The sequence below is a fragment of the Tabrizicola sp. BL-A-41-H6 genome, from assembly GCF_050632395.1.
In the GTDB taxonomy this organism is placed as follows: domain Bacteria; phylum Pseudomonadota; class Alphaproteobacteria; order Rhodobacterales; family Rhodobacteraceae; genus JAUYQR01.
Genome location: NZ_CP192600.1, coordinates 600,505 through 624,159 on the forward strand (window position 1 = coordinate 600,505; position 23,655 = coordinate 624,159).

Annotated in this window: 23 protein-coding genes; 14 read left to right on the forward strand and 9 right to left on the reverse strand. The window is 64.4% G+C overall.

The genetic code is table 11. From position 1 onward, the window contains the following. The first annotated feature begins 103 nt into the window (after positions 1-103). The 13 genes from panB to ACROUL_RS03100 all read left to right on the forward strand — a co-directional run bounded on the left by panB (position 104) and on the right by ACROUL_RS03100 (position 11,585). Complete coding sequence (panB, locus tag ACROUL_RS03040) at positions 104-934, forward strand: 3-methyl-2-oxobutanoate hydroxymethyltransferase (RefSeq protein WP_431298075.1); 831 nt, start codon at positions 104-106, stop codon at positions 932-934. Further along, complete coding sequence (gene panC / locus ACROUL_RS03045; protein WP_431298076.1) at positions 931-1,770, forward strand: pantoate--beta-alanine ligase; 840 nt, start codon at positions 931-933, stop codon at positions 1,768-1,770. The genes panB and panC overlap by 4 nt, the downstream gene beginning before the upstream one ends. Before the next feature lie 213 nt (positions 1,771-1,983). Further along, positions 1,984-3,054 (forward strand): hypothetical protein, encoded by a 1,071-nt coding sequence (locus ACROUL_RS03050; protein WP_431298077.1) that lies wholly within the window; start codon positions 1,984-1,986, stop codon positions 3,052-3,054. Beyond that, positions 3,055-4,179, forward strand: coding sequence for a hypothetical protein (locus ACROUL_RS03055; RefSeq protein WP_431298078.1), 1,125 nt, complete (start codon positions 3,055-3,057; stop codon positions 4,177-4,179). Between the two features lie 75 nt (positions 4,180-4,254). Then, positions 4,255-6,162, forward strand: coding sequence for an ATP-binding protein (locus tag ACROUL_RS03060; RefSeq protein WP_431301236.1), 1,908 nt, complete (start codon positions 4,255-4,257; stop codon positions 6,160-6,162). Next, positions 6,159-6,545: a hypothetical protein gene (locus ACROUL_RS03065; protein ID WP_431298079.1), complete on the forward strand. Its 387-nt coding sequence runs from the start codon at positions 6,159-6,161 to the stop codon at positions 6,543-6,545. Before ACROUL_RS03060 ends, ACROUL_RS03065 begins: the two co-directional genes overlap by 4 nt. Beyond that, the gene (locus ACROUL_RS03070; protein WP_431298080.1) at positions 6,545-6,742 is read left to right on the forward strand and encodes a hypothetical protein; all 198 of its coding nucleotides are present in this window, start codon (positions 6,545-6,547) and stop codon (positions 6,740-6,742) included. The genes ACROUL_RS03065 and ACROUL_RS03070 overlap by 1 nt, the downstream gene beginning before the upstream one ends. Beyond that, the gene (locus ACROUL_RS03075; RefSeq protein WP_431298081.1) at positions 6,739-7,167 is read left to right on the forward strand and encodes a hypothetical protein; all 429 of its coding nucleotides are present in this window, start codon (positions 6,739-6,741) and stop codon (positions 7,165-7,167) included. The genes ACROUL_RS03070 and ACROUL_RS03075 overlap by 4 nt, the downstream gene beginning before the upstream one ends. After that, complete coding sequence (locus ACROUL_RS03080; RefSeq protein ID WP_431298082.1) at positions 7,164-8,543, forward strand: DUF6638 family protein; 1,380 nt, start codon at positions 7,164-7,166, stop codon at positions 8,541-8,543. The genes ACROUL_RS03075 and ACROUL_RS03080 overlap by 4 nt, the downstream gene beginning before the upstream one ends. Further along, positions 8,540-8,824, forward strand: a complete 285-nt coding sequence (locus ACROUL_RS03085) for a hypothetical protein (RefSeq protein WP_431298083.1) — start codon at positions 8,540-8,542, stop codon at positions 8,822-8,824. Before ACROUL_RS03080 ends, ACROUL_RS03085 begins: the two co-directional genes overlap by 4 nt. A gap of 11 nt (positions 8,825-8,835) precedes the next feature. Next, positions 8,836-9,516 (forward strand): DUF1523 family protein, encoded by a 681-nt coding sequence (locus ACROUL_RS03090; RefSeq protein WP_431298084.1) that lies wholly within the window; start codon positions 8,836-8,838, stop codon positions 9,514-9,516. Positions 9,517-9,619: 103 nt separating this feature from the next. Further along, complete coding sequence (locus tag ACROUL_RS03095) at positions 9,620-10,552, forward strand: LysR family transcriptional regulator (RefSeq protein WP_431298085.1); 933 nt, start codon at positions 9,620-9,622, stop codon at positions 10,550-10,552. A 166-nt stretch (positions 10,553-10,718) separates the two neighbouring features. Then, positions 10,719-11,585 (forward strand): DUF481 domain-containing protein, encoded by an 867-nt coding sequence (locus ACROUL_RS03100; protein ID WP_431298086.1) that lies wholly within the window; start codon positions 10,719-10,721, stop codon positions 11,583-11,585. Positions 11,586-11,643: 58 nt separating this feature from the next. Here the strand turns inward: ACROUL_RS03100 and pheT are convergent, their stop codons facing one another. The 7 genes from pheT to argH all read right to left on the reverse strand — a co-directional run bounded on the left by pheT (position 11,644) and on the right by argH (position 21,174). Then, on the reverse strand, positions 11,644-14,061 hold the full coding sequence (pheT, locus tag ACROUL_RS03105; RefSeq protein ID WP_431298087.1) for a phenylalanine--tRNA ligase subunit beta: 2,418 nt from the start codon (positions 14,059-14,061) through the stop codon (positions 11,644-11,646). A 296-nt stretch (positions 14,062-14,357) separates the two neighbouring features. Then, on the reverse strand, positions 14,358-15,080 hold the full coding sequence (locus ACROUL_RS03110; RefSeq protein WP_431298088.1) for a heparan-alpha-glucosaminide N-acetyltransferase: 723 nt from the start codon (positions 15,078-15,080) through the stop codon (positions 14,358-14,360). 105 nt (positions 15,081-15,185) lie between these two features. Then, the gene (locus tag ACROUL_RS03115) at positions 15,186-17,768 is read right to left on the reverse strand and encodes a TIGR02302 family protein (protein WP_431298089.1); all 2,583 of its coding nucleotides are present in this window, start codon (positions 17,766-17,768) and stop codon (positions 15,186-15,188) included. A 28-nt stretch (positions 17,769-17,796) separates the two neighbouring features. After that, positions 17,797-19,062, reverse strand: a complete 1,266-nt coding sequence (lysA, locus tag ACROUL_RS03120) for a diaminopimelate decarboxylase (RefSeq protein ID WP_431298090.1) — start codon at positions 19,060-19,062, stop codon at positions 17,797-17,799. A 59-nt stretch (positions 19,063-19,121) separates the two neighbouring features. Beyond that, a complete protein-coding gene (locus tag ACROUL_RS03125; RefSeq protein ID WP_431298091.1) occupies positions 19,122-19,439 on the reverse strand; it encodes a DUF2834 domain-containing protein in 318 nt (105 codons plus the stop codon). Further along, the gene (locus ACROUL_RS03130; RefSeq protein ID WP_431298092.1) at positions 19,436-19,579 is read right to left on the reverse strand and encodes a hypothetical protein; all 144 of its coding nucleotides are present in this window, start codon (positions 19,577-19,579) and stop codon (positions 19,436-19,438) included. The genes ACROUL_RS03125 and ACROUL_RS03130 overlap by 4 nt, the downstream gene beginning before the upstream one ends. A gap of 191 nt (positions 19,580-19,770) precedes the next feature. Next, positions 19,771-21,174, reverse strand: a complete 1,404-nt coding sequence (gene argH / locus ACROUL_RS03135) for an argininosuccinate lyase (protein ID WP_431298093.1) — start codon at positions 21,172-21,174, stop codon at positions 19,771-19,773. Between the two features lie 22 nt (positions 21,175-21,196). Here argH and ACROUL_RS03140 point away from each other — a divergent pair, with 22 nt between their 5' ends. After that, a complete protein-coding gene (locus tag ACROUL_RS03140; protein ID WP_431301237.1) occupies positions 21,197-21,739 on the forward strand; it encodes a TlpA family protein disulfide reductase in 543 nt (180 codons plus the stop codon). Between the two features lie 51 nt (positions 21,740-21,790). Here ACROUL_RS03140 and ACROUL_RS03145 read toward each other — a convergent pair whose 3' ends face one another. Next, positions 21,791-22,579 (reverse strand): exodeoxyribonuclease III, encoded by a 789-nt coding sequence (locus tag ACROUL_RS03145; RefSeq protein ID WP_431298094.1) that lies wholly within the window; start codon positions 22,577-22,579, stop codon positions 21,791-21,793. Between the two features lie 375 nt (positions 22,580-22,954). Next, the gene (locus ACROUL_RS03150; protein WP_431298095.1) at positions 22,955-23,641 is read right to left on the reverse strand and encodes a response regulator transcription factor; all 687 of its coding nucleotides are present in this window, start codon (positions 23,639-23,641) and stop codon (positions 22,955-22,957) included. Positions 23,642-23,655: the final 14 nt, after the last annotated feature.

Here is a 23,655-nt window from a genome sequence, read left to right on the forward strand (position 1 = left end):
CGCTGCAGTGCGGCGCAAATTTGTTGCAGCGGGAAGTTGCCTGTGCCCATATGTCAGGCAAGACGAAAACTGCACAAAGCTGCCCGGCGCGGAGATCATCAAGATGAGTGCGACTGCCCCCGTCCGCCCGGTGCTGCCCCCTGACATTCGCGCCCGCAAGGGTGGTGTGCCTCTTGTGGTGCTGACGGCGTATTCGACGCCGGTGGCGCGGCTGGTCGATGCGCATTGCGATGTGGTGCTGGTGGGGGATTCGGTGGGGATGGTGATCCACGGGTTGCCGTCGACGCTGGGCGTGACGATGGAGATGATGATCCTGCATGGCCGGGCGGTGGTTCGGGGGGCGGCAAAGGCGATGCCGGTGATCGACATGCCGTTCGGGAGTTATGAGGAAAGCCCGGCGCAGGCGTTTCGCAACGCCAGCCGCCTGATGGCCGAAACCGGGGCGCCTTCGGTCAAGCTGGAGGGCGGGGTGCATATGGCAGAGACGATTGCCTTCCTGACCGCGCGGGGCGTGCCGGTGATGGCGCATGTGGGGCTGACGCCGCAGTCGGTGAACACGCTGGGCGGCTACAAGGTGGTGGGCCGGGCTGAGGAGGCCGACAAGGTGATGGCCGACGCCAAGGCGGTGGAAGCTGCGGGGGCGTTTTCGGTGGTGCTGGAGAAGGTGCCGGAGGGTCTGGCGGGGCGGATCACGGCGGCACTGACGATCCCGACCATTGGCATCGGTGCGGGGGCGGCGTGCGACGGGCAGGTGTTGGTGGTGGATGACATGCTGGGCCTGTTCACCGATTTCCGCCCGAAGTTCGTGAAGCGCTATGCCGAATTGGGCAAGGCTGCGGACGAGGCGATTGCGGCCTATGCGGCCGAGGTGCGGTCGGGCGCGTTTCCGGCGTCGGAGCACAGTTTCCCCGACGTGGTTGCGGTGAAGAAATGACCCCGATCATCCGGACGGTGGCTGGCTTGCGCGCGCTGTCGCGCGGCTGGAAGGCGGCGGGCGAAACCGTGGGCGTGGTGCCGACAATGGGCGCGCTGCACGAGGGGCATCTGAGCCTTGCGCGGCGGGCGCGGGGGGAGTGTGACCGGGTGGTCACGACGATCTTTGTGAACCCCAAACAGTTCAACAACCCCGAGGATCTGAAGAAATACCCGCGCAGCGAGGACGCGGATGCGGCTCTGCTGGCGACGGTTCCAGTGGACGCGATCTTTGCACCGCCGGTGGAGGAGGTCTACCCGGACGGCTTCATCACCACGGTCAGCATGGCCGGTGTGGCGCAGCCGCTGGAAGGCTATATGCGGCCGGGGCATTTTGACGGAGTGGCGACGGTGGTGACCAAGCTGTTCGGGATGTCCTTGGCTGACCGGGGCTATTTCGGGCAGAAGGACTGGCAGCAATTGCAGGTGGTGCTGCGGCTGGTGCGCGACCTGAACGTCCCGGTCGAGGTGGTCGGCTGCGAGACGATCCGCGATGCGGACGGGCTGGCGATGTCGTCGCGCAACGTGCGGCTGACCGCGGCAGGGCGCGTGAAGGCGCCGGTGCTTTACGCCGCGATCACGGCGGCGGCGGACGATATCCGCGCCGGCCATGCCGACCGCATGGCGATCCGCGAGGCGGCGGAAACGATGCGCGCGGCAGGGTTCGAGCGGGTGGAATACATCGAGTTGCGCGATGCCGAGACGCTGATGCCTTCGGACGACCCGACCCGACCGCGACGGATGCTGGCCGCCGCATGGATCGACGGTGTGCGCCTGATCGACAACATTCCGGTCTGATGTCGTCGACGGGAGCGAGGGGCCAGCCCCTCGCGCACCCCGGGATATTTCTGCAAAGAGGAATTGCAGGGCGGGTGCTGGAAACGGGACTTGGCGACTGCGGCAAAAGCGGCAAGACTGCCCGGCGCGGTGCCTGGTGAAATTCTTGGCGCCGGGTGATGTAATTGCCCGTAACATCCATATGTGATGCGGACAGGTTCAAAGGAGGGCGCGATGGCCGATTTCGAAACGCAGATCAAGGAAAGCCAGGCTCAGGTGGCCGAGGCGCAGGCGAAGATTTCCGCGATCACCAGCAGGATCGAAGCGGCGCGGACCAAGCTGGATCAGGGTGTGGCGTTGGACGTGGAAAACGCCACGCTGGAGGATGTTAACAAGCACACCGACCTGATGAACGCCAACATCGCCGAACTGATCATGGGCCTTGATGATGTGACGGCAGGCTTTTCGGCGGAGTTCGCAGAGATGCGGTCGAAGACCGGGATGGAAAGCTTCATCGGCATCTTTTCCAGCGCCAAGGCGGAATCGATGCGGCAGGAGCGGATGCGCGCCGCCTCGGTCGATGACAAGTTGCAGGACCTGATTTCCAAATCAGACGTGATCGTGCGGCTGTTGCAGGGGCAGCTTGACCTTCTGAACACGCAAAAGGGGCGGGTGGAGAGCAACCTGTCTTCGACGCTGACCGAGCGCGAAGAAACCGTGGGCGCGCTGGAGGCGGTGCGGGCGGAAGTTGGGGCGCTGGACCCAAGGATCATCGAGTTGGAGAACAAGATCGCGGTCGAGCAGGACGCCTCGGCACGCACCAAGCTGGAGACGGAACTGGCCAACCTGAACGCGAAATACAACGCGCTGGTGCAGGACGAGCAGGTGAAGCTGGCGAAGTCCCAGACGCTGGAGCGCTATATCGAGAAGGGCAAGACCTGGGTCGACAGCTTGCAGAACCAGGCGGCGACGCAGCTGGTGCTGATCAACAAGCTGCAGACGGACACCAAGCAGCGGGTGGTGCTGTATGACGCGCTGACCTCGTCGTTGAAGACCGCCCAGCAGCAGGACGTGGCGCACCGGATCAACGAGATCGGGGTGAAGACCGACCAGGAGGCCCAGACCGCGATGGCGGCCATTGGGGCTGCGACCAACGACAAGATGGCCGACATGCTGGAAGCGCATGAGGGGCACATGGTCTTTGCCCGCCAGATCCTTGAACAGAAGGCGAAGGCGGATGAACGCTTTGCGCGCCGGTTCGCCGCGATTGTCGAAAAGCACGACAAGAACGCGTATGGGGAATAAGTGGCGAACGAGGTCAAGGACCAGCTGACGTCGGACCATGCCGAGCTTTACGACACGCTGGTCGCGCGGCGCTATTTTGCGAAGTTCAGTCGCATCTCTGGCCATCTGGGCCAGGTTGCGGCGGAGTTCGAGGCCGAGGGGCGGCTTAACCGGACCGAGACGCGGGTTCTGGGGCGGTATCTGACCGCCGTCGCCACCACGTTTCATGCGCTGAGCCACAAGTACCTGATGACCGGGCGCGGCGACACGGCGCCAAGGCTGACCATCGACCGGCACGAAAGCGGGTTTCCGGTGGCGCAGGAATTGATGACGATGGCGGTCGATGCGCAGCAGGCCGAGCGGCATCTGGCGGGGATGCCGTCGGAAGCCGAGATGAAGGACCGGATGGTGCGGCAGATCGTGGGTGACCTGACGATCCCGACTGCGCTGCAGTTCGCGCTGTCGCAGCGGTATTATTACGAGGCGCTGGTGCGGGGCGGGATCTTCTGGGCGCGCAATGACCCGGATGCGCAGTGGATCGCCAATGTCGGCGAGCGGCGGCATTTCCTTGTGCATTGGGCGGTGTGGGATGCGCAGGCGAACCTGCCGGTTGTCTATCTGATGGACGTGGAGGATGGCGGGAAGAAGCCGCTGCCCAACGATGAATACCGCTGGCCGCAGGCGCAGGCGGCCCTGATGGCGCAATCGCTGGGCGGGCTGAAGCTTTTGACCATCGCCACCGGGTTCGACAAGGACTTCGACGATCTACACCCGGTGCGGCTGCGGCGGGTGATCCTTGGGCCGATGTATTCGGCCGGGTTTACCTTGCAGTCGGGGCCGATCTCGAAGGTGCTGGAGGATGCCAAGGCGCCGGATGACGAGGATTGGGCGCTGGTCTGGACGGTGGAGGACCTGCAGTCAGACCGGGAGGAGACGGTCAAGGATGGCTGGTTTTCCACCGATGTGCGGCAGGTCTACAAGCTGGACCCGCTGCTGGGTGCCGAGACCGGGACAACGCTGACCGAGCGGATGATCATCGTGCCGGAGCGGCCCTATCAGGTGATGGTGGAGCAGAACCCGGCGGGCTTTCGGGATTTGAGGAAGTTTGTCGTGGGGGCGGGCGGGCGGATCATTCCGACGCGCTAGCCGGGGGCCAGCCCCCGGACCCCCGAGATATTTGTGGACAGATGAAAGGGTTGGCTGGTGAGCACGCGGGACACGATGGAACTGAGAGAAGACACGATCCGGGCGCAGTATGAAGCGGCGCTGGGGATGGTTCTGGGGTTCGATCATGCGCCGCGGCTGGCGAAAGCCGTTGACGTGGCGCAGGCCGAGCGGTCATCGGGGATCGGGACGCGGCCGCGGTTCCGGTCCACCGTGCCGGGGATGGTGACGCGGTCCACCGCGCGGCCCGGTGGGGTGCGGATTGCCGAGCGGGTGGAGGGCTTAAGCGATGGCCTTGTGTCGCCGGTGCAGGCGGCGGTGTTGAGCGCGCTGCGGCGCGGGATCGCGATTGCGCTGGCGATGGGCGAGACGCTGGCGGCGCAGTCGGGGCTGGCAGAGTTGAAGAAGGCCAACCTTGAGGCGCGGTTGCCGGAGGGCAAGCGGGCGGAGTTTACCGAAGGCTTGCAGGCCGAGGCGCTGGCGGTGCTGTACACCTTTGCCAATGCGACGGCGTTTCTGCTGGCGCCGCATCTGGGATCGGCGACGGTCGAGATCGGCGAGGTGGAGGAGGTGCTGACGGATAACGCTCCGTTGGCGTTGCAGGGCGCGTTGTGGGAGCTGGATCAGGATATTGGTGCACTGGCGACCGATGAGGTGCGGCTGGTGGTGGTGGTCGCGGCCTTTGCCGAGGCGTTGATGAAGAAGGTTGCCTTGCGTGCCGAGGGGGCGGCGCGGATGGGGGCGTTCACCAGCGGCAGCTGGAAGGTCGAGGCGGACGGGCTGACGATCGCTGGCTTCAAGCCGGCGCGGGCGGCCAAGGGTGGCGTCCTGACCATGCAGTTCAAGAAGCCCGAGGAGGTGGTGGGCAACCACATCGCCAAGTATCAAAGCCTGCGCTTGGCGAAGATGCTGATGGCTTATGATTTCGAGCGGCGGCTGAACCCGTTTGCAGAGTTGGGCGGGTTCATCTTTACCTTCATGGGGGATGGCAAGCCGGGGACCGGCAAGACCACGCTCATTCAGATGATGGCGGGATTGCTGAACGATTACTGCAAGGTGGCGGGGTATCCGTTCCGGTATCAGAACTTCTCCATCGACCAGATCGACAGCTATCAGGGCAAGTCGGGGCAGAACGCCAAGGCGTTCATCGACAACGTGCTGGACCCGACGGTGATCGCCTTCGGCACGATCGACGACATTGACCAGGTGGCGGGCAAGCGCGGGGATCGGCAGTCCAGCGCCGGTCAGCAGGAGGTGACGGCGGTGTTCATGGGGGCGTTCGCCGGGGCCAATACGGTGGTGCGGGGGAATTGCACGTTCGGGATGTTCTCCAACTTTCCGGAGAATGTGGACGACGCGCTGCGCCAGCGGGCCGGGGCGCGGTTTTTGGTGGACGGGCCGCAGACCCGCGAGGATTACATTGATATCCTGAGCCTGTTGTTGGGGAAGAACCACTCGATTCCGGTCGGGGACCATCAGTTGTTCGCGGCGCAGGAGATCCGGAAGGCGGTGGCGGCCAGTTTCGAAGGGCATTCGAAGCCGCATGAGGATGGGCTTTTGAAGGTCTGGGATCAGGTGGCGCGGGATATCGGGCCCTTGGATACCATCGCCAAGATCGGGGCGTATCTGAAGGCGATACAGGTGGCAGATGACCGGTTCACGGGCCGCGCGATCAAGAACATCACCGACGCCGTGAAGGTGCGGGCGATGGATTTCGAACTGCCGGACGCGTGGATGGAGGAGCCGGACCTGTTCCTGTTCAAGGGGTATGACGAGAAGCTGGCGATGATCCGGGGGCTGATGACGCCGATCACGGTGGAGATGGTCGTGCAGGAGATCAACCGCTACGCGGATTCGGAATTCCGCTATGCGGACAAGTCGGACGAGGTGGCCATCGAGGCGATGGTGCGGGAGTTCGGGCGGACGGAAGAGGCGAAGCGGCGGTATCTGGAGGGGAAGGGGTGAGTGAGGGGCTGCGCCTGACCCTGTGGAACACGATCCTGCCGCTGGTGGGGTTGTGCGCGCTGGTGGCGTGGTTGCCGGGGTGGCTGGTGGGGCGCGGGACCCTGTCGCAGGTGGCGCTGGCGCGGGCGGTGGGGGTGACTGCGGTAGTCGCGTTCGCGGTGGGGGCCGGTGTGGCATTGGCCTTGTATGCGGCAATCAACGAGGGGGTCTGGGCGCGGGTTCTGGCGGCCCCGGTGGAGCGATTGGGGTTCTTTCTGGGGCGGTCGGCGTTGTTTGCGATGTTGTGGGGGCCGGTGCTGGCGTTCGTGTGGCTGGTCAGGGCGCAGGAGATGAACCGGCGGATCGGGATGCGGATGGTGGATGGTGAAGGGGGGAAGGGGTGATGGCACACGAACCGGGCTGGGACGCGAAGGCAATCGCGCGGATTGCCAAAGAGAAGTATGGCGGGACACAAAAAATGTTCGAGGCGCACGGATGGTCCGAGCGCGGCTCGAAGATGATGATCGCCCAGCAAAGGCTGGTAAAGGAGTGCTACGGATCTATCGAAGGCTTCGTCCAACATCACGAAGGCAAGCAATGACGGCCGCCCAAGTTGCACGCCTGTCAATCGTTTCGATGATAGCTCTGCCGTGTGAAGCTACGGCCGGTTCTATGCGTTGTCAGCTCCGCCAGGTGTTCGAGCTTTCGGCAAGTGGCGACCTAGCACTAAACCGTCTCGCGGAAGCCTATCTCGCCAATGATCTCGTGGTCGATATGGAGACCGGCGTCATCTATCACTCCGGGTTTGGAAATGAGAGTTACCCACTCAAGACTATCGTCGACGCTGGTTCACGTTCCTCTTCATTCAAAGTGATCGCTTCTTCCATACCGGGAAAAGCGTCAGACTTTGAACATGCGACATTCGTAAACACTGTTGTCATGCAGATTGATACTTGGGTGGAGGCCAGTGAGAAACCCTTTGTGGTGATAGAGGGCTCAAACATCGGGACCGGAGTTTGTAGATGAAGCGCCTCATCCAACGCGGTCTCATGTTCGGGAACCTGATCGAGGTGTCGTCACCGGCGCTTGTCGAGCGGTATAATCGGGCATTGAAGCATCTGACCGGCAAGACGACGAAGCTGACCGATTTCCACATCGACCTGTCGGGTTATTCCCCCGAAATCGGGGATGAGCTGGATGATGACCTCTACCTCAACCCCAATGGGGCAAACCGGCAGTTCATCCTCCTGACCACGGCGCAGAAGGATGCGCCTTTGCTCAACATCAAGTTCTCCACCAGCCGGGGAATTCTGACGCAGTTCATCGAGACGAACGAGGCGCAGCTTTTTGCGCTGACGGCGCGGGATGCGGTGTGTGGGGAGTTGCAGAATTCGGTCTATGCGGTGGATACGCCGGCCAAGCTTTTTGACATCCGGCAGATCACGGTGGAGGCGGATACCATCGGCGGGCATGTGGCGGATGCGGGCAAGCTTGCCGCGCTGATCACGCGGTTTCGCAGTGAGCCGGACGGGTGGCGCGACGATGTGCTGATTGCCGAGATGATTGGCCTTGCGAAAAAGACCGGCGATGTGACGCGGGTGCCGATCAGCCTGCCTGCGATGACGTTCCAGCAGCCGAACTTCTGGACCAGCCATTTCGGCGGGGTCTACATCTTTCGCGATGTGCGCTTTCCGGGCGCGATTTCGACGCTGCCGTGGAAATCGCTGGGCGAGGTGCCGATTGCGCAGGTGATGGACCTGACCCTGCGCAACCAGATCGCCGATTGGCTGGAGCGCAACAATCTGGTGGAGCCGATCGTGCAGGCGCGGGGGATGGATGCGGCCGCTGTCTTGCGCCAGAAGATGGATTTCATTCTGGTCGAGGCGGCGGACGCGCTTGGCATCGAGATCGGCGATGCGCGGCGGACGGAGCTGAGGAAGATCGCCTACCGCCTTGGGTCTTCGCTGCCGGAGGAGTTTCTTGGGCTGGCGGCGCTTTTGCGCTGGGTGGAGGGGGGCGGGCCTTGGCCGAAGATCACCTCGGAGCATCCGGCGTATTTCTACACGCTGAGGGCCAAGGCGGGGCGCGACCGTGATCTGGTGAACATGCTGCTGGCGGAACTGGCGCCGATGGACGTGCGGCAGATGTATATCGTCCACAAGGAACTGTTTTACCAAAGCTACGCCACCTGGAGCGAGCGGAAGAAGACTTATGTCGCGGATTTCCTTGCGCGGGAGTATCAGGTGGACAGGGAAGGCGCGCGGGCGGCGCTGTTCGGCCCCGAGCCTGCGATGGACGAGGCGCAGCGGCCACAGATGGCCGAGGGGCCGAAGCCTGCGCGTGATATCGTGGGGCCATGGGGTGCTGTGGGCCGCAGCGTGCGGGACAGGGGGCGAGAATGATCCTTGGATGGCTGAAGCTGGCATTCCTGCTGTATATCGGGCTGACGATCGCCTACTTCCTGACGGCGGTGTATTCGCGGTCGGTCCGACGGGAAAAGCTGGAAAAGGCGTGGGACGGCGACCCCGCGCGTGAGGATGCAAGCCAAGCCGAGCGCACTGCGTTCATCGAGGACGGGATGGCGCATTACGAGAAGGGGCTGAAAAAGCGCCTGCTGTGGCTTATCTATATCATTCCGACCATCGGCTTCATCGCTACCATCTACTTCGTCAATTGGGACTGAAAGGAACGGCCATGTGGACCAAGATCAAATGGGGGCTGCGAATCTTCGCCGTTCTGATCATCGGGGCGTTCCTGCATTACACGCTGCCGCAGCGCGATGTGGTGCACATCATCAACACCTACAACAAGAACACGCCCATCGGGGCGAACTGGATGTTCTACGCGATCGAGGATACCGGGACCGGGGTAGAAACCACCGCCACGATCCGTGACATCCGGTTCATCGACGCGGTCTACCCAGATGGCGACAGCGTGATGGTCTACCGCAACGAGGATACCGGCTGGTTCTGGCCGCCGTATTTCAAGTGGGACAGCAGCACGCTTCAGGCCGAGGCGCAGAACCTGAAATCCGACAAGTCCAACCCGCAGTGGGTGGCGATCACGCATTACGGCTGGCGCTTGCCGATCTTTTCGATCTTTCCGAACGCGGTCAGCATCGCGCGGGTGGAGGGGCCGGACGTGACGTTGATCCCGTGGGTCAACATCATCATCCTGTCGTTCCTGGCCTTCATCATCTTCATGCTGCGCAAGATGTGGATGCAGTTCCGCGAGCGGATGGTTGACCCGGCGCTGGCCGATGCGGGCGAGGTCTGGGACAGTGCCGAGGGCCGGGCGGAGGAGGCGCGAAAGCAGGCGCGCGGATTCTTTGGCCGGCTGGGTGCGTGGTTCCGATCCTGGCTGCCGCGCCGCTGAGGTCTGAGACAAGCCCCTGATGAACAAAGGGAACTTTCCCGCTGGCTTTGTGTTGGCACGATGACCGAAAGCCCCGGTCGCCGTGCCAGCCAAGGGGACCCGCGTGGATATTGCCCTTCTCAAGACGTTTCTGACGGTTAGTGAAACCGGGTCGTTCATTGCCGCGTCGGAGCGGTTGCATGTCACGCAATCGGCGGTCAGCCTGCGCGTGCAGCGGCTGGAGGAGATGCTGGGCCAGCCCTTGTTCCTGCGCGCGAAGACCGGCACCGAACTGACGCCGGGCGGGCGGGCGTTCACCTCGCATGCAACGGCGCTATTGCAGACGTGGGAACGGGCGCGGCAGGAAATCTCGGCGGCGGAGGGGCGCAGCCGCACGCTGGTGATCGGGGCCGAGGCGGGGTTGTGGCCGGGCATCGGGTTTCGCTGGCTGGCGGAGCTGCGCGAGGCGCGGGATGATCTTTCACTGCGTGGCGAGACAGGCTCGCCTACCGTGCTGGCCCGCGCGATGGCGGAAGGTGAGGTGCAGGCGTGCCTGACCTACGGCCCGCTGGCCGGGGCGGGGTTGCGGGCCGAACGCATTGCAGAGGACGAGTTGGTGTTGGTGGCGGCATGGCCGAAACCGTCCTTGGCTGACCTGCATGGCCGCTATGTCAACATCGATTGGGGGCCGCAGTTTCGCGCGCTGCACGCTGGCCGGCTGGAACTGGCTGAGCCGGCCCTGTCGCTGGACACGGGCTGCCCTGCACTGCCGCTTTTGCTGCAGCAGGGATTGTCCGCCTATCTGCCGATGACGCAGTGCGCCGGGTTGATTGCCACGGAAAGGCTGGCCGTAGTGCCCGATGCACCACGCATGGCGCAGGAGGCCTGGGCGGTGTGGCGCGAAAGCCTGGAAGAAGACCTGACAAGCGTTGCGCGAACGACACTGCTTGCGGCGGTGCGCGATGCGGAAACCACCGGTATTGGCGCTGACGCGGCGGACGATGGCGTGCCAAAGGTTCGGGCAAGACAGATTAATCAAGGTATTACAGCGGCTTGAAAGTGGCTTGGGCCGTTCCGCCACCGTTGGAATTGTTCCATGAGTAATGCTGGCCACAGCCTCAAGTATTCCGAATTTCAGTTCAGGGCGCCCGCCGCATAGATCGGGGTCAAGGCATTTCGCGGCTTGAACCTTTGGGCCGCAGCCACCTCTGAAAGGATGAGCCATGAAACATGTTACCCTTCTGGCGTCCGTGTCGGCCTTTGGTCTGATGCTGGCGGGCGCCGCTGCCGCGCAAACCGAACTGACCGGCATCGACACGCTGAACGACCGTCTGGACGATATCGAAGAGAACGTGCAGGACGATTTTGACCGTTCGGAAGACGAAAGCCGCTTTGGCAATCCGGAATTCCGGCCGGGCCTGTCGGGTTCGGCCTCGCTGGCCTATTCGGGCCAGACCGGCAACAACGAAAGCCAGGATCTGACGATCGGCGCGCGTCTGCGCTATGCGCAAGGCAACTTTGTGCAGTCGATTGGTACCGCAATCGAATTCAGCGACGACGAAGGCACCTCGACGACAGAAGACCTGTTCGCGGTCTATGATGCGAACCTGTACTTCAACGACAGTTTCTACGGTTTCGTCCTTGGCCGGATCGAGATGGACGGGCTTGCGGAAGAGGGCGGCCTTGATGATGCCGACCCGCTGACCGGCCCGGAAGACTTTGTGCGCCGTGACGCTTTCCTTGGTGTCGGTCCCGGTTACCGCGTCTTCAACACCGATCAGATGACCTGGCGTGTGCAGGCAGGTGTCGGCGTAAGCTATCTGCAATACGGTGACCTGATGAGCGAAACCGAGATCGGCTATATCGCGTCGTCGCGGTTCTACTATGCGTTCAACGAAAACATCTTCATGACCAACGATACCGATATCCTGAAGTCGGATTCGGCGCTGCGGGTGAACAACGACCTGGGCGTTAGCTTCAAGATGACGGACGCATTTTCTACGCGGGTCAGCTATCTGACCGAATACAACGACAGCCGTGATATCGAAACCGACAGCAAGCTTGGTGTCGCGCTCGTCTATGGCTTCTAAGACTTTCGGACAGAACAATTTTCATGACGATGGGGGCAGGTCGAACCTGCCCCCTTTTTTATCCGCGCAGCGTGCCGCCGGTGGCCTTGGTGACCTTTTCCACGATCTTGGCAGAGACCGCCTCGATCTCGGCTTCGGTCAGGGTCTTGTCCTTTGGTTGCAGGCGAACGGCGAGGGCGATGGACTTCTTGCCTGCGCCCATCTGCGCCTCGGCCTTGTCGCCGGTGAACTGGTCGAACACGCGGACGCTTTCGATCAGCGCCTTGTCAGCACCGAGGGCGGCGTTGACGGCGGTCAGCGCCTCCACCTTTGCGTCAACTGTGAAGGCGAAGTCGCGGTCGACGGCTTGCAGATCGGAAATCACAAGCGCCGGGCGGGTGGGGGTTTTCACCTTGGGGTAGGGCACGTTGGCGATGAGGATGGTGAAGGCCAAGGCGGGGCCTTTCACATCCAGCGTTTGCAGGATGCGGGGGTGGACTTCGCCGAAGGTGGCCATGACGTTGGGGCCAAGCCCGATCACGCCGGAGCGGCCGGGGTGGAACCACGCGGCGGCGGTCCGGGTGATCTGGGCGCGGGCGGGCGCGCCGAGGGCTGCCAGCACAGCCTCGGCGTCGGCCTTGGCGTCGTAGACATCGGCCAAGCGGCGCGATCCATGCGGGTCGCGGCGGGCGGCCTGACCGATCAGAAGGCCGGCGGCCTGCAGGTGCTGGTCGCCGGGTTCGCCGCCGTGGAAGGCGGGGCCGATCTCGAAGAGGGCAAGGTCCATGAAGCCGCGCGCCTGATTGCGGGCGGCGGCTTGCAGAAGGCCGGGCAGAAGGTCGGGGCGCAGGTGCGACATTTCCGACGAGATCGGGTTGTCGATGCGCACGGCATCAGCGCCGCCACCGAAGAGCGCGGCGGAAGTCTGGTCGATGAAGCTGTAGGTGACGCATTCGTTGTAGCCAAGCGCTGCCAGCGTGCGGCGGGTGCTGCGTTCGCGCACTTGCAGCGGCGTCAGGATCGGTTTCGGCACGCCGGGGAGGGTGCGGGCGAGGGGTGCGCCTTTCAGTTTCGTCAGCGAGGCGATGCGGGCGACTTCCTCGACCAGATCAGCCTCGCCCAGAATGTCGGGGCGCCACGAGGGCGGGGTGGCCATCGCGCCATCCAGCGTGAAGCCGAGCGCCTCCAGCGTGGCGCGCTGGGTGGCCTCGGGGATATCCATGCCGACGAGGGAGATCACGCGGGCGGGGTTCAGCCGGTAGGCGCGGCGGGTGTCGATCGGCGCTCCGTCCTGCACGATGTCGGAGGCTTCGCCGCCGCAAAGATCAAGGATCATGCGGGTCGCGGCCTCCAGCCCCGGCAGGGTGAAGGCGGGATCGACGCCGCGTTCAAAGCGGTAGCGGGCATCGGAGTTGATCTTCAGCGCACGGCCGGTGGCGGCGATGGTGATCGGGTCCCACCAAGCGGATTCGAGGAACACGTCGGTTGTATCGGGCGTGCAGCCAGACGCCTCGCCACCCATGATGCCGGCAAGGGATTCTGGGCCGTGGTCGTCGGAGATCACCATCTGGCCGGGGGCGAGGGTGTAGGTCTTGCCGTCGAGCGCGAGAAGCGTTTCGCCACCCGTTGCGGCGTGGACGCGGAGGTCGCCTTTCACCTTGGCCGCGTCAAAAACGTGCAGCGGGCGGTTCAGCCCGAAGGTGAAGTAGTTGGTGATGTCGACAAGCGCTGAAATGGGCCGCAGGCCGATGGCCTTGAGCCGCGCCTGCATCCAGTCGGGCGAGGGGCCGTTCTTGACGCCGCGGATCAGGCGACCAGCGAAATGGGGGCAGCCTTTGGCCTTCAGTGCGTCGTCGATGCGCACGGCGATGGGCGAGGGGAAGGCGCCTTTCACCGGGTCGATGCGGTGCGCCTTCAGGGTGCCGATGGCGCGGGCTGCAAGGTCGCGGGCGATGCCGCGCACGCCAAGCGCGTCGGGGCGGTTCGGGGTGACCTTGATTTCCACCATCGGATCATTGAGGCCGCGCCAGTCGATGAAGCGTGCGCCCAAGGGGGCGTCGGCGGGCAGGTCGATGATTCCGTCGTGGTTGTCCGACAACATCAGTTCGCGTTCCGAGCAGAGCATCCCGTTCGAATCGACGCCGCGGATGTTGCCGGGTTTCAGGTCAACGCCGGTGCCGGGGACGTGGGTGCCCACGGGTGCGAACACGCCGACAAGGCCGGTGCGGGCGTTCGGGGCGCCGCAGACGACCTGCACCTCTTCCATCCGGCCGCCGGGGCCATCGGGGTAGGTTTCCACCCGGCACAGGCGCAGGCGGTCGGCGTTGGGGTGCTGCACCGCCTCGATCACGCGGCAGATGCGGAAGGCACCCAGCACACGGGCGGGGTCTTCAACGCCTTCGACCTCAAGCCCGAGGTCGGTCAGCGCTTCGGTGATCTGGTCGATGGTGGCGGTGGTTTCGAGATGGTCCCGAAGCCAGGAAAGCGTGAATTTCATTGCGTGGTCCCCGAAAGCAGCCCGGGAAAGGGATTAGCGCACTGGACGGCAAAGGGAAAGGGCGCGGCTGGCAGAGGAAATACAGCCTTGGGTTGAGACGTGGCTGCATATGGAAACGGCTTGTCTACACCCGGAGGGGGAGCGCTTAACCGGATAGTAAGCTATACTTAAGGGGTAACGAGTGAAGATGTTTTCAACAACGCCCCACTGCGGGGCTCGTCTCTTTCGACGGCATTCTGCCAGAGAGTATTTCAGCTGCCAGTAGGGTCCTGCGCGAAAGTGCAGGACCCGTTTTCTTAGCGCGCGATCCAGGCGTAGGCGATGAAGCCTGCAACCAGCAACGGCTGGTGCAACAGGTAGATCACAAGGCTGTGGCGGCCCGGAAAGGTCAACTTTCGGAACGCGGGGCTGGTGCTGCGGGTCAGGCGTGCCCAGAGGCCGGTCTGGCTGCCGATGCGGCCAAGCGCGATCCCGGCAAGGAACGGCGCGAGCCACGGCAGAAGGGGCACGTAATCGGCCATGAAGGGGCGGGTTTCGGCAAGGCCCAGCCAGATCAGCCACAGGCTGTCGAAGCGTGCGTCGATTGCGACCCACGGCAACGCAAAGGCGAGTGCCGCCACCGCCAGCGTGATCACGGTGGGAAGCTGCAGGAACAAAAGCCCGATAAGGCTGGCGATGGCGATGGCGTGCAGGATGCCGAACCAGATGAAGCCGCCGGGTGTAACCCAGATGCTGGCGATCGACACCAGCGCCGCCGCCCCGGCGACCATCAGGAACCGGCGCCAAAACGCGGGCCAGCGGATGCCCCGCCCATGCGCCAGCCACAGGCTGACCCCGGCAAGAAACAGAAAGCTCCCGGCGACGAGGCGGGCGAAGTAATACCAAAACGGCAGCTGCGTCGTGCCGGGGGCGACGTGGCCGAACATCTGCAGATCGAAGGTGAAGTGGAAGATCACCATGCCGACGACGGCCAGCGTGCGGGCAAGATCAAGGGCGGCGATGCGGGGCTGGGGTGTCATGCGGTCAGCCTAGGAGGAAGCGCCTGGGAAGGAAACCGTGCGCGGGGAATGGCGGAGCGGTTGAAAGCGCGGGCCCGGGGCGGATTTGGCGTGATCCGGCCCGCGTCAGAACATCTCGAGCAGGCGCTTGAGGTAATCCAGTTCCTCGCCGGGGCGGGTCAGGTCGCCGGAGCGGCGGCGGATCTCGTCAAGCAATTCCTGCGCGCGCTGGTTCGGGTCGTTCTGCACCATGTTCTGGTCCGAGCCGATGCGGGCGCTATCCTCGCCAGCCTCGCGGCCCAACGGATCGCGGCCGTTCGGGTCGGCGCGGCCAAACTCTTCGCCGCCCTGACCGTCGCGGTTTTCGCGCTGTTCCTGGGTCAGCGCCTCGCCAAAATTGCGCATCCCGTCGCGCAGGGATTGCAGCGCGTCGGCCTGACGGTCGAGCGCGCCGTCAAGATCGCCGTCGCGCAGGGCATCCTCGGCCTCTTCCATCGCGCGGCCGGCGTCGTCAAGTTTCTGGCGGCCAGCCTCGCCCTGTTCGGTGCCGTCGCCGGGAAGCTGGCCGTTCTGCAACTGGTTCAGGCGTTGGCGCAGGTCGCGCTGGCGGTCGGTCAGGGTGCCCTGATCCTGGGCCTGTCCCTGACCTTGGCCCTGCTGGCCGTCCTGCCCTTGGCCGGGCTGTTCGCCCGGCTGCTGGCCGTTTTCGCCTTGCTGCTGGTCGCCGGGCTGTTGGCCATCTTCGCCCTGCTGCATATCGCGGTAGGCGTCGTCGGACAATTCCTGCTGGTCGCGCAGCGTGTCGCCAAGGTCGCGCATGGCCTGCTGGCCGGGGCTGCCCTGGCCTTGGCCCTGCCCGCCCTGACCCTGCACCACCTGCATGTTTTCCATCAGCTGGCGGAGTTGTTCCATCAACTCGGCTGCTTCGGCGGTCTTGCCTTCTTCCATCAGGCGCTGGAGTTCGTCCATCATCTGCTGAAGCTGATCGGCCGACATCATCTGGCCTTGCATCATTTCCGACTGCTGCTGGTCGCCGGGGTTGCGCTGCGCCTCTTCGGCCAGTTCGCGGGTGTATTCGTTCAGCGCCTGCTGCATTTCGCGCATCAGCTGTTCGATTTCCTCGGGCGAGGCGCCGTTCTTGATGGCTTCGTCCAGCCGGTCCTGTGCGCGTTGCAGGCGTTCGAGGGCGGAGTGGAGGTTACCTTCCTCCACCATCAGGGAAATCTGCCAAAGCTCCTCGGCCAGAGCGTCGCGCTGTTCGGTGGTGAGGGCTGCCTTCTGGGCGTCGAGGGTCCGCATCAGCACACGCAGGCGCAGGAAGGCGCGTTCGTGGCGGATGAAACCTTCGGGCTTGTTGGTGACGGCCTTCAGGATCTGCGCGGCGCGGGGGGCGTTGACGCGGTTCCACAGGATGTCGCGCCGCATCTCGATCAGTGCGGCAGCGAGCGGGTCGAAGAAGCGTTTGCCGGGCAATGTGACGGCATAGGGGGCGGACTGGCCTTCCTGCCCCGCGGCGTCGACGGCAGCGAAAACCATCGTCACGGGCAGGTTGGCGAAGACGTGTTTCGACAGGTCGTCGACCAGCATTTCGGTCATCTCGGTGCGCTTGCCGGTCATCGGCATCGGCAGGTCGAGGGTGACTGGTTCGACAGCCTCGGGGTCAACGGTCAGGCCGTGGCGGCGGTCGACGGCGGCCATGTCGAGGGTGATGGTGACGCGGCCGGCAACGACACCGTAATCGTCGCTGGCGGTGAAACCCTGCTTGAAGCGGCCGTCAGCCTCGCGCCCCATGTTGCCGGATATGGCGATCGTGGGGCCTGCGTCCGGTTTGGCGGCGATCTGCCATTCGCGGCCCGAGGGGCCTTCGATGGCAAGGCGACCGGATTGCGCGACGGTCAGGTCGTGGACGCCCTGCATCCCGTCCGGCACGGCGGCTGCGGGTTCGGCGGATGGCGCGGGCGGGGGCGCGGCGGCGGCGATGGTCTGTTCGACGGTCAGGCTGCCTTCGGCGCCGTACAGGCGGACCTGCACGCGGGTGCCGGTGGGCAGTTCCAGCGTGGTGGCGGTGATGTCGTTGAGGTAGAGCGTCGGCTTGCCGGTGTAGGCAGGGGGCTGCGCCCAACCTTCCCATGTCGGGCCCGAGGGCATCGCTTCGGCGGCACCGGGGGCGAGGCCCGCGACAGAGGTGACGCGCCAGAACGAGCCGAAGAGGACGGCCATGACGAAGGCGGTGAGGGCCACGTAGCGCAGCGAAAACGGGTCGCGCGAGGACAGGCGCAGGTCGGGGCGCACGGGTTGGGCTGCGGCCGCGCGTTTTGCCATGCGGTCCTTGTGGGCCTGCCAGACGGCAAGCGAGGCGGGGTCATCGGTGCCGATGGCTTGGGTGTCGGTCAGCGCGGCGATGGGGCGGCCGGGCATCGTGGCATCCAGCCGATCGAGCGCGTCACCTGCGGTCGGGCGGCGGAAGCGGCGCAAGCCAAGCACAAGAAGCGCAAGGGCGGCAAGGGCGATCACCGCGCCGGCGATCTGCACCCAAAGGAGCGGGCCGAGGTCCTGCACGCCGAAGGTCAACGCGGCGACGGTGGCCAGCATCAGCGACCAGAGCGGCCAGAACGCCCGCGCCAGCCGTTCCGCCCACAGCCCAAGAAGCGTCAGCCGCATCGGCCAGACGAGGGATTGCAGCGTGGCCGGGGGCGCGCGTCGGGTCATCGAACCTGCCTTCTGGCGTGACGGGGTGTCACAGCCATTCGGGGATGGTATCGCGATTGAGGATTTCGTCAAAGGTCGGACGGGCGCGAATGACGGCGAAGTGATCCCCATGCACCAGAACTTCGGGGATCAGGGGCCGGGTGTTGTATTCCGACGCCATCACCGCGCCGTAAGCCCCGGCGGACCGGAAGGCGACCAGATCGCCCTCATGCAGCGGCGCCAGCGGGCGGGCCTTGGCGAAGGTATCGCCGGTTTCGCACACCGGACCGACCACATCAAAGGCCTGCGGTTCGGTGGCGGCGCCGGGTTCGATCACCGGCACGATGTCATGGTGCGCGCCATACATCGAGGGGCGGACAAGATCGTTCATCGCGGCGTCGAGAATCAGGAAATCGCGGCCTTCGCCCTCCTTCACATAGATCACCGAGGCGACGAGGAGGCCCGCGTTGCCGGAGATGAGGCGACCGGGCTCGATCTCGATCTCGCAGCCAAGGTCGCCCACGGTGCGCTTGATGAGGGCACCGTAATCGGTGGGCAGGGGCGGCGCGGTGTTGGAGCGTTCGTAGGGGATGCCAAGCCCGCCGCCAAGGTCAAGGCGGGTGATGGTGTGGCCTTCGGCGCGGAGCTGGCGGGTAAGGTCGGCCACCTTGAGGTAGGCCTGCTCGAAGGGTTCCAGATCGGTCAGCTGGCTGCCGATGTGCACGTCGATGCCGATGATCTTCAGGCCGGGCAGGCGGGCGGCTTCGGCGTAAACCTCGGACGCGCGGGCGATGGGGATGCCGAACTTGTTTTCCTTTTTCCCCGTCGCGATCTTTTCGTGCGTCCTGGCATCGACATCGGGGTTCACGCGGATGGTGATCGGCGCGGTCAGGCCAAGGCTGGTGGCAACCTCGGACAGCGCGCGGAGTTCCGGTTCGCTTTCGACGTTGAACTGGCGGATGCCGCCGGTCAGGGCCAGCCGCATTTCCTCGCGCGTCTTGCCGACGCCGGAAAACACGATGCGGTCACCCGGCACGCCGGCTGCCTTGGCGCGGCGGTATTCGCCGCCCGAGACAACGTCCATCCCGGCGCCAAGGTCGCCCAATGTCTTGAGGACGGCGATATTCGAAAGCGACTTGATGGCAAAGCACACCATGTGCGGCAGCGGGCTGAGCGCCTCGGTGAAGAGGTGGTAGTGCCGGGTCAGGGTGGCGGTGGAATAGACGTAGAAGGGCGTGCCCACGGTGGCCGCGATGTCGGGGATGGCAACGTCCTCGGCATGAAGGATGCCGTTGCGGTAAAGGAAATGATCCATGGCCCCGATCCTGCGGTTAAACCCCCGGCGCGTATAGCAGACGCCACGCGCCGCGCAATTCACCCGTTGGCGCGCGACCGCAGGAAGAGGTAAAGCGGCAGGCCGCAGCTGACGCCGATGCAGAAGGTGGCCGGGATGGCGATAAGGTTGAGCCATGCCTTGCGCGCTGTGGTTTCGGCAAGGATCCAGACGGTCAGCGCGATGGCGGCGATGGTCAGATCCCAGGTCAGCCCGGTGGTCGAGGCATTGACGTACCAGGCGTCGATCAGGCCCGACAGGCCGGTGCCGGTTTCGTTCATGTAGGTCACGAACCAGTACATCGGATGGATCGCGCCCCAGATGGCGAGGGCGAGGTAGGTTAGGCGCAGCGGGCTCAATTCGAGACCACGCCGACCCGCGCCTCGCCGGTGATCTGCACGCCGGGGGCCGGAGTGGTAGACCGGGTGGGCTTTTCAGGTGGGCCATCAGCGCCGCAGGCGGCAAGGGCAAGCAAGGCGGCTATCAGCGTGAATTTCATCGCATTGTCCTTCATGGGCTGTAACTGAACCGGCCGTCTCCGACACCGCCCGAGACCGAGGGCGAGATGCCTATTCCGCCCGCCCCGATGGAGATGCCCGCGTTAAGGCTCGGGTCGCTGCAGGCAGCCAGGAGGAAAAGCGCAAGGAGAGTTGCAGGCTTCATCGTCGGGGTCCTTTTCAGGGGCGGGCGTCAGGCAAGGATATCACGCCAGCGGGCGATCTGGGCGCGCACCTGATCGGGTGCCGTGCCGCCGTAAGAGGTGCGGCTGCGGACGGAATTTTCAACGCCCAGCACGTCGAACACATCGGCGCGGATGCCGGGGTGGACGGTCTGCATCTGGGCAAGCGTCAGGTCGGGCAGATCGACGCCCTCGCGTTCGGCCAGCGCGACCAAAGTGCCGGTCACGTGGTGTGCCTCGCGGAACGGCAGGCCAAGTTCGCGCACCAGCCAATCGGCAAGGTCTGTCGCGGTGGAGAAACCGGATGCGGCGGCAGTTTTCAGCGTGTCGCGGTTTGCGGTCATGTCGGCGACCATGCCGGTCATTGCCGCCAAGCCCAGCATCAGCGTATCGGCGGCGTCGAAGACCTGTTCCTTGTCTTCCTGCATGTCCTTGGAATAGGTCAGCGCGAGGCCTTTCATGATGGTGAAAAGCGCCACGGTGGCCCCAAGGATGCGGCCCAGTTTGGCGCGCAGAAGCTCTGCCGCGTCGGGGTTCTTTTTCTGCGGCATGATCGATGAGCCGGTGGTCCAGCGGTCGGATAGACGCACGAAGCGGAACTGGGCGGAGGACCAGATCACCAGTTCTTCGGCAAAGCGCGAAAGGTGCATTGCGGTGATGCTGGAAGCCGCAAGGAATTCAAGCGCGAAGTCGCGGTCGGAGACTGAGTCGAGGCTGTTGGCGGTGGGGCGGTCGAAGCCCAGGGCGGCAGCGGTCATGTGGCGGTCGATCGGGAACGAGGTGCCGGCAAGGGCCGCCGCGCCAAGGGGGCATTCGTTCATGCGTTTGCGTGCGTCGACGAAACGCGAGCGGTCGCGGGCGAACATCTCGACATAGGCCAGCATGTGATGGCCCCATGTCACCGGCTGCGCGGTCTGGAGGTGCGTGAAGCCCGGCATCACCCAATCGGCCCCGGCCTCGGCCTGCGCCAGAAACGCGCGCATCAGGGCGTCAAGCCCGGTGATCGCGGCATCGCACTGGTCGCGGACCCAGAGGCGGAAATCGACGGCAACCTGATCGTTGCGGCTGCGCGCGGTGTGCAGCCGCTTGCCGGCATCGCCGACGATCTCGGTCAGGCGGCTTTCGATGTTGAGGTGGATGTCTTCCAATTCCACCCGAAACGGGAAATTCCCGGCCTCGATCTCTGACAAGACCGTGAGAAGGCCTTTCCCGATCGCTTCGGCATCCTTATTGGTCAGGATACCCGTGGCGGCCAGCATCGCCGCATGGGCCCGGCTGCCCGCGATATCCTGCGCGTAGAGCCGCTGGTCGAAGCCGATGGAGGCGTTGATCGCCTGCATGATGGCATCCGGCCCAGCGGCGAAACGCCCGCCCCACATCTGGTTGGCGGACGGGGTTTCGGGCGAAGCGGTCATGGATGCGGCCTTGCGAGGGATGATGCTGCGGAAAACTCTGCTGGTCGTTTATACGGCCTTGGCCTTTGGTGCAAATGCGGCCGCCGCCGATGTGGCGGGCCTGCGCGACGGCGACATGAAGAAACTGGCGATCCACATGTCGCCCGCGCCGGTGCCGGATGCGGTGCTGCTGGACGCGGCTGACGGGGAACATGCGCTGGCCGACTATCACGGCAAATGGGTGGTGCTGAACTTCTGGGCCACATGGTGCGCGCCTTGCCGCAAGGAAATGCCCTCGCTTGACCGGTTGCAGGTGGCGATGCCCGAGATCGCGGTGCTGCCGGTGGCAACGGGGCGTAACGCGGTGGAAGGCATCCAGCGGTTTTATGAGGAGGCGGCGGTGGTGAAGCTGCCGGTGCTGCGCGACCCTAAATCGCAGCTTGCGCGGGCGATGGGCGTTCTGGGCCTGCCGGTGACAGTCATCCTGAACCCCGAGGGGCAGGAAGTCGCCCGGCTGATCGGTGATGCCGAGTGGGACAGCGAAAACGCGCAAGCCGTGCTGCGGGCGATGATCGCGGGGCAGTAGTCAGCCGAGAAGGCGACAGGCGCGCCTTGTGGCGCGGTGGTCCGTGGCTGCCTACAGATCGAAGGTCGCGAACACCGGGACGTGATCGGATGGCTGCTCCCAGCCGCGGACGGGGCGCAGGATGCGGCTTGAATGGGACGCCGACAGGATATCGGGCGTGGCCCAGATGTGATCCAGCCGACGGCCCTTGTCAGCGGCGTGCCAGTCGGCGGCGCGGTAGCTCCACCAGCTGTAAAGCCGCCCGTCGCGGATGTGGTCGCGCGTCACGTCCTGCCATCCGCCCGCGTCCATCACCTGACCGAAGTGTTCCACTTCGATCGGTGTGTGGCTGACGATCTTCAACAGGGCCTTGTGATCCCAGACGTCATCCTCGCGCGGGGCGATGTTCAGGTCGCCCACCAGAATGGCGCGGTCAGGGCGTTCCCAGCGGAAATGGTCGCGCATCTCGGTCAGGAAATCGAGCTTCTGGCCGAACTTCACATTCACCTCGCGGTCGGGAATGTCACCGCCTGCGGGGACATAGACGTTGTGGATGGTGACGCCGTTTTCCAGCTGGGCCGAGACGTGGCGGGCGTGGCCAAGCTGGGCGAAATCCTTGTCGCCCGCATCGACGATCGGCAGCTTCGACAGGATCGCGACGCCGTTGTAGCCCTTTTGCCCGCGCGCCACGATGTAGCGGTAGCCAAGCGCCTGAAACTGCGCGAGCGGAATGTTTTCAACCGGGCTTTTGCATTCCTGCAGGCACAGGATGTCGGGGCTTTCCTCGGCCATCAGCCGTGCCACAAGACCTTCGCGCAGGCGGACCGAATTGATGTTCCAGGTGGCGAGGGTGAAGGGCATGGGCAAGCTCCGGGCTGGGCCTGTCACATATGGCGCAGCGGTGGCAGATTTGGAAGCGGCGCCTGCGGGTGAAAAACAGGCCGGACGCATGGCCCGGCCCAGATTGATCAGGGAGGTGACCAACGTCTAGGCCGGATTGCGCGACCGCGACTTGACTGGGATCAAGCAAGGTAAAAAAAAGGCCGGGCAAGAAGCCCGGCCAGGTCCAACAGGGAGGATGCCGCGCCATAACCCCGACGCGACAAGGGGAACCGTGAGCACAACCTGTGCATGTGAAAAGGTTAACAAGGGAATCGGGCTATAATAAGCCCCGAAGCGAAAGATTTTGCGGTTGTTGCAAGACGGACCCATGCCGCCCTGCTCGCTTCGCTTGCCTCAGGCCACCAGACGATACCCTCCGCTTTCGGTCACAAGGATACGCGCGTTCGAGGGATCGGGCTCGATTTTCTGGCGCAGGCGGTAGATGTGGGTTTCCAGGGTGTGGGTGGTGACACCGGCATTGTAGCCCCAGACCTCGTGCAGAAGCACATCCCGCGCCACCACGCTCTGGCTGGCGCGGTAGAGGTATTTCAGGATGTTGGTTTCCTTTTCGGTCAGGCGGATCTTCTTTTCCTTCTCGTCGATCAGCATCTTTTGCGCCGGCTTGAAGGTGTAGGGGCCCATCTGGAACACCGCGTCTTCGGACTGTTCGTGGGTGCGCAGTTGCGCGCGGATGCGGGCCAGAAGCACCGGAAACTTGAAGGGCTTGGTCACATAGTCGTTGGCGCCCGAATCAAGGCCAAGGATCGTGTCGCTGTCGGTGTCGTGGCCGGTCAGCATCATGATCGGGCATTTCACGCCGCCCTTGCGCATCCGGCGGCAGAGTTCGCGACCATCGGTGTCGGGCAAGCCCACGTCGAGGATTACAAGGTCGTAAAGCGCGGCCTTGGCCTTTTCCATGCCTTCGGCGCCGGTGCGGGCTTCGAAGACGTCGAAATCCTCGGTCATCACCAGTTGCTCGCTCAGCGCTTCGCGCAGGTCGTCATCATCGTCCACGAGAAGGATCTTGCGAAGTTGGGCCATCAAAGCCTCCTGTT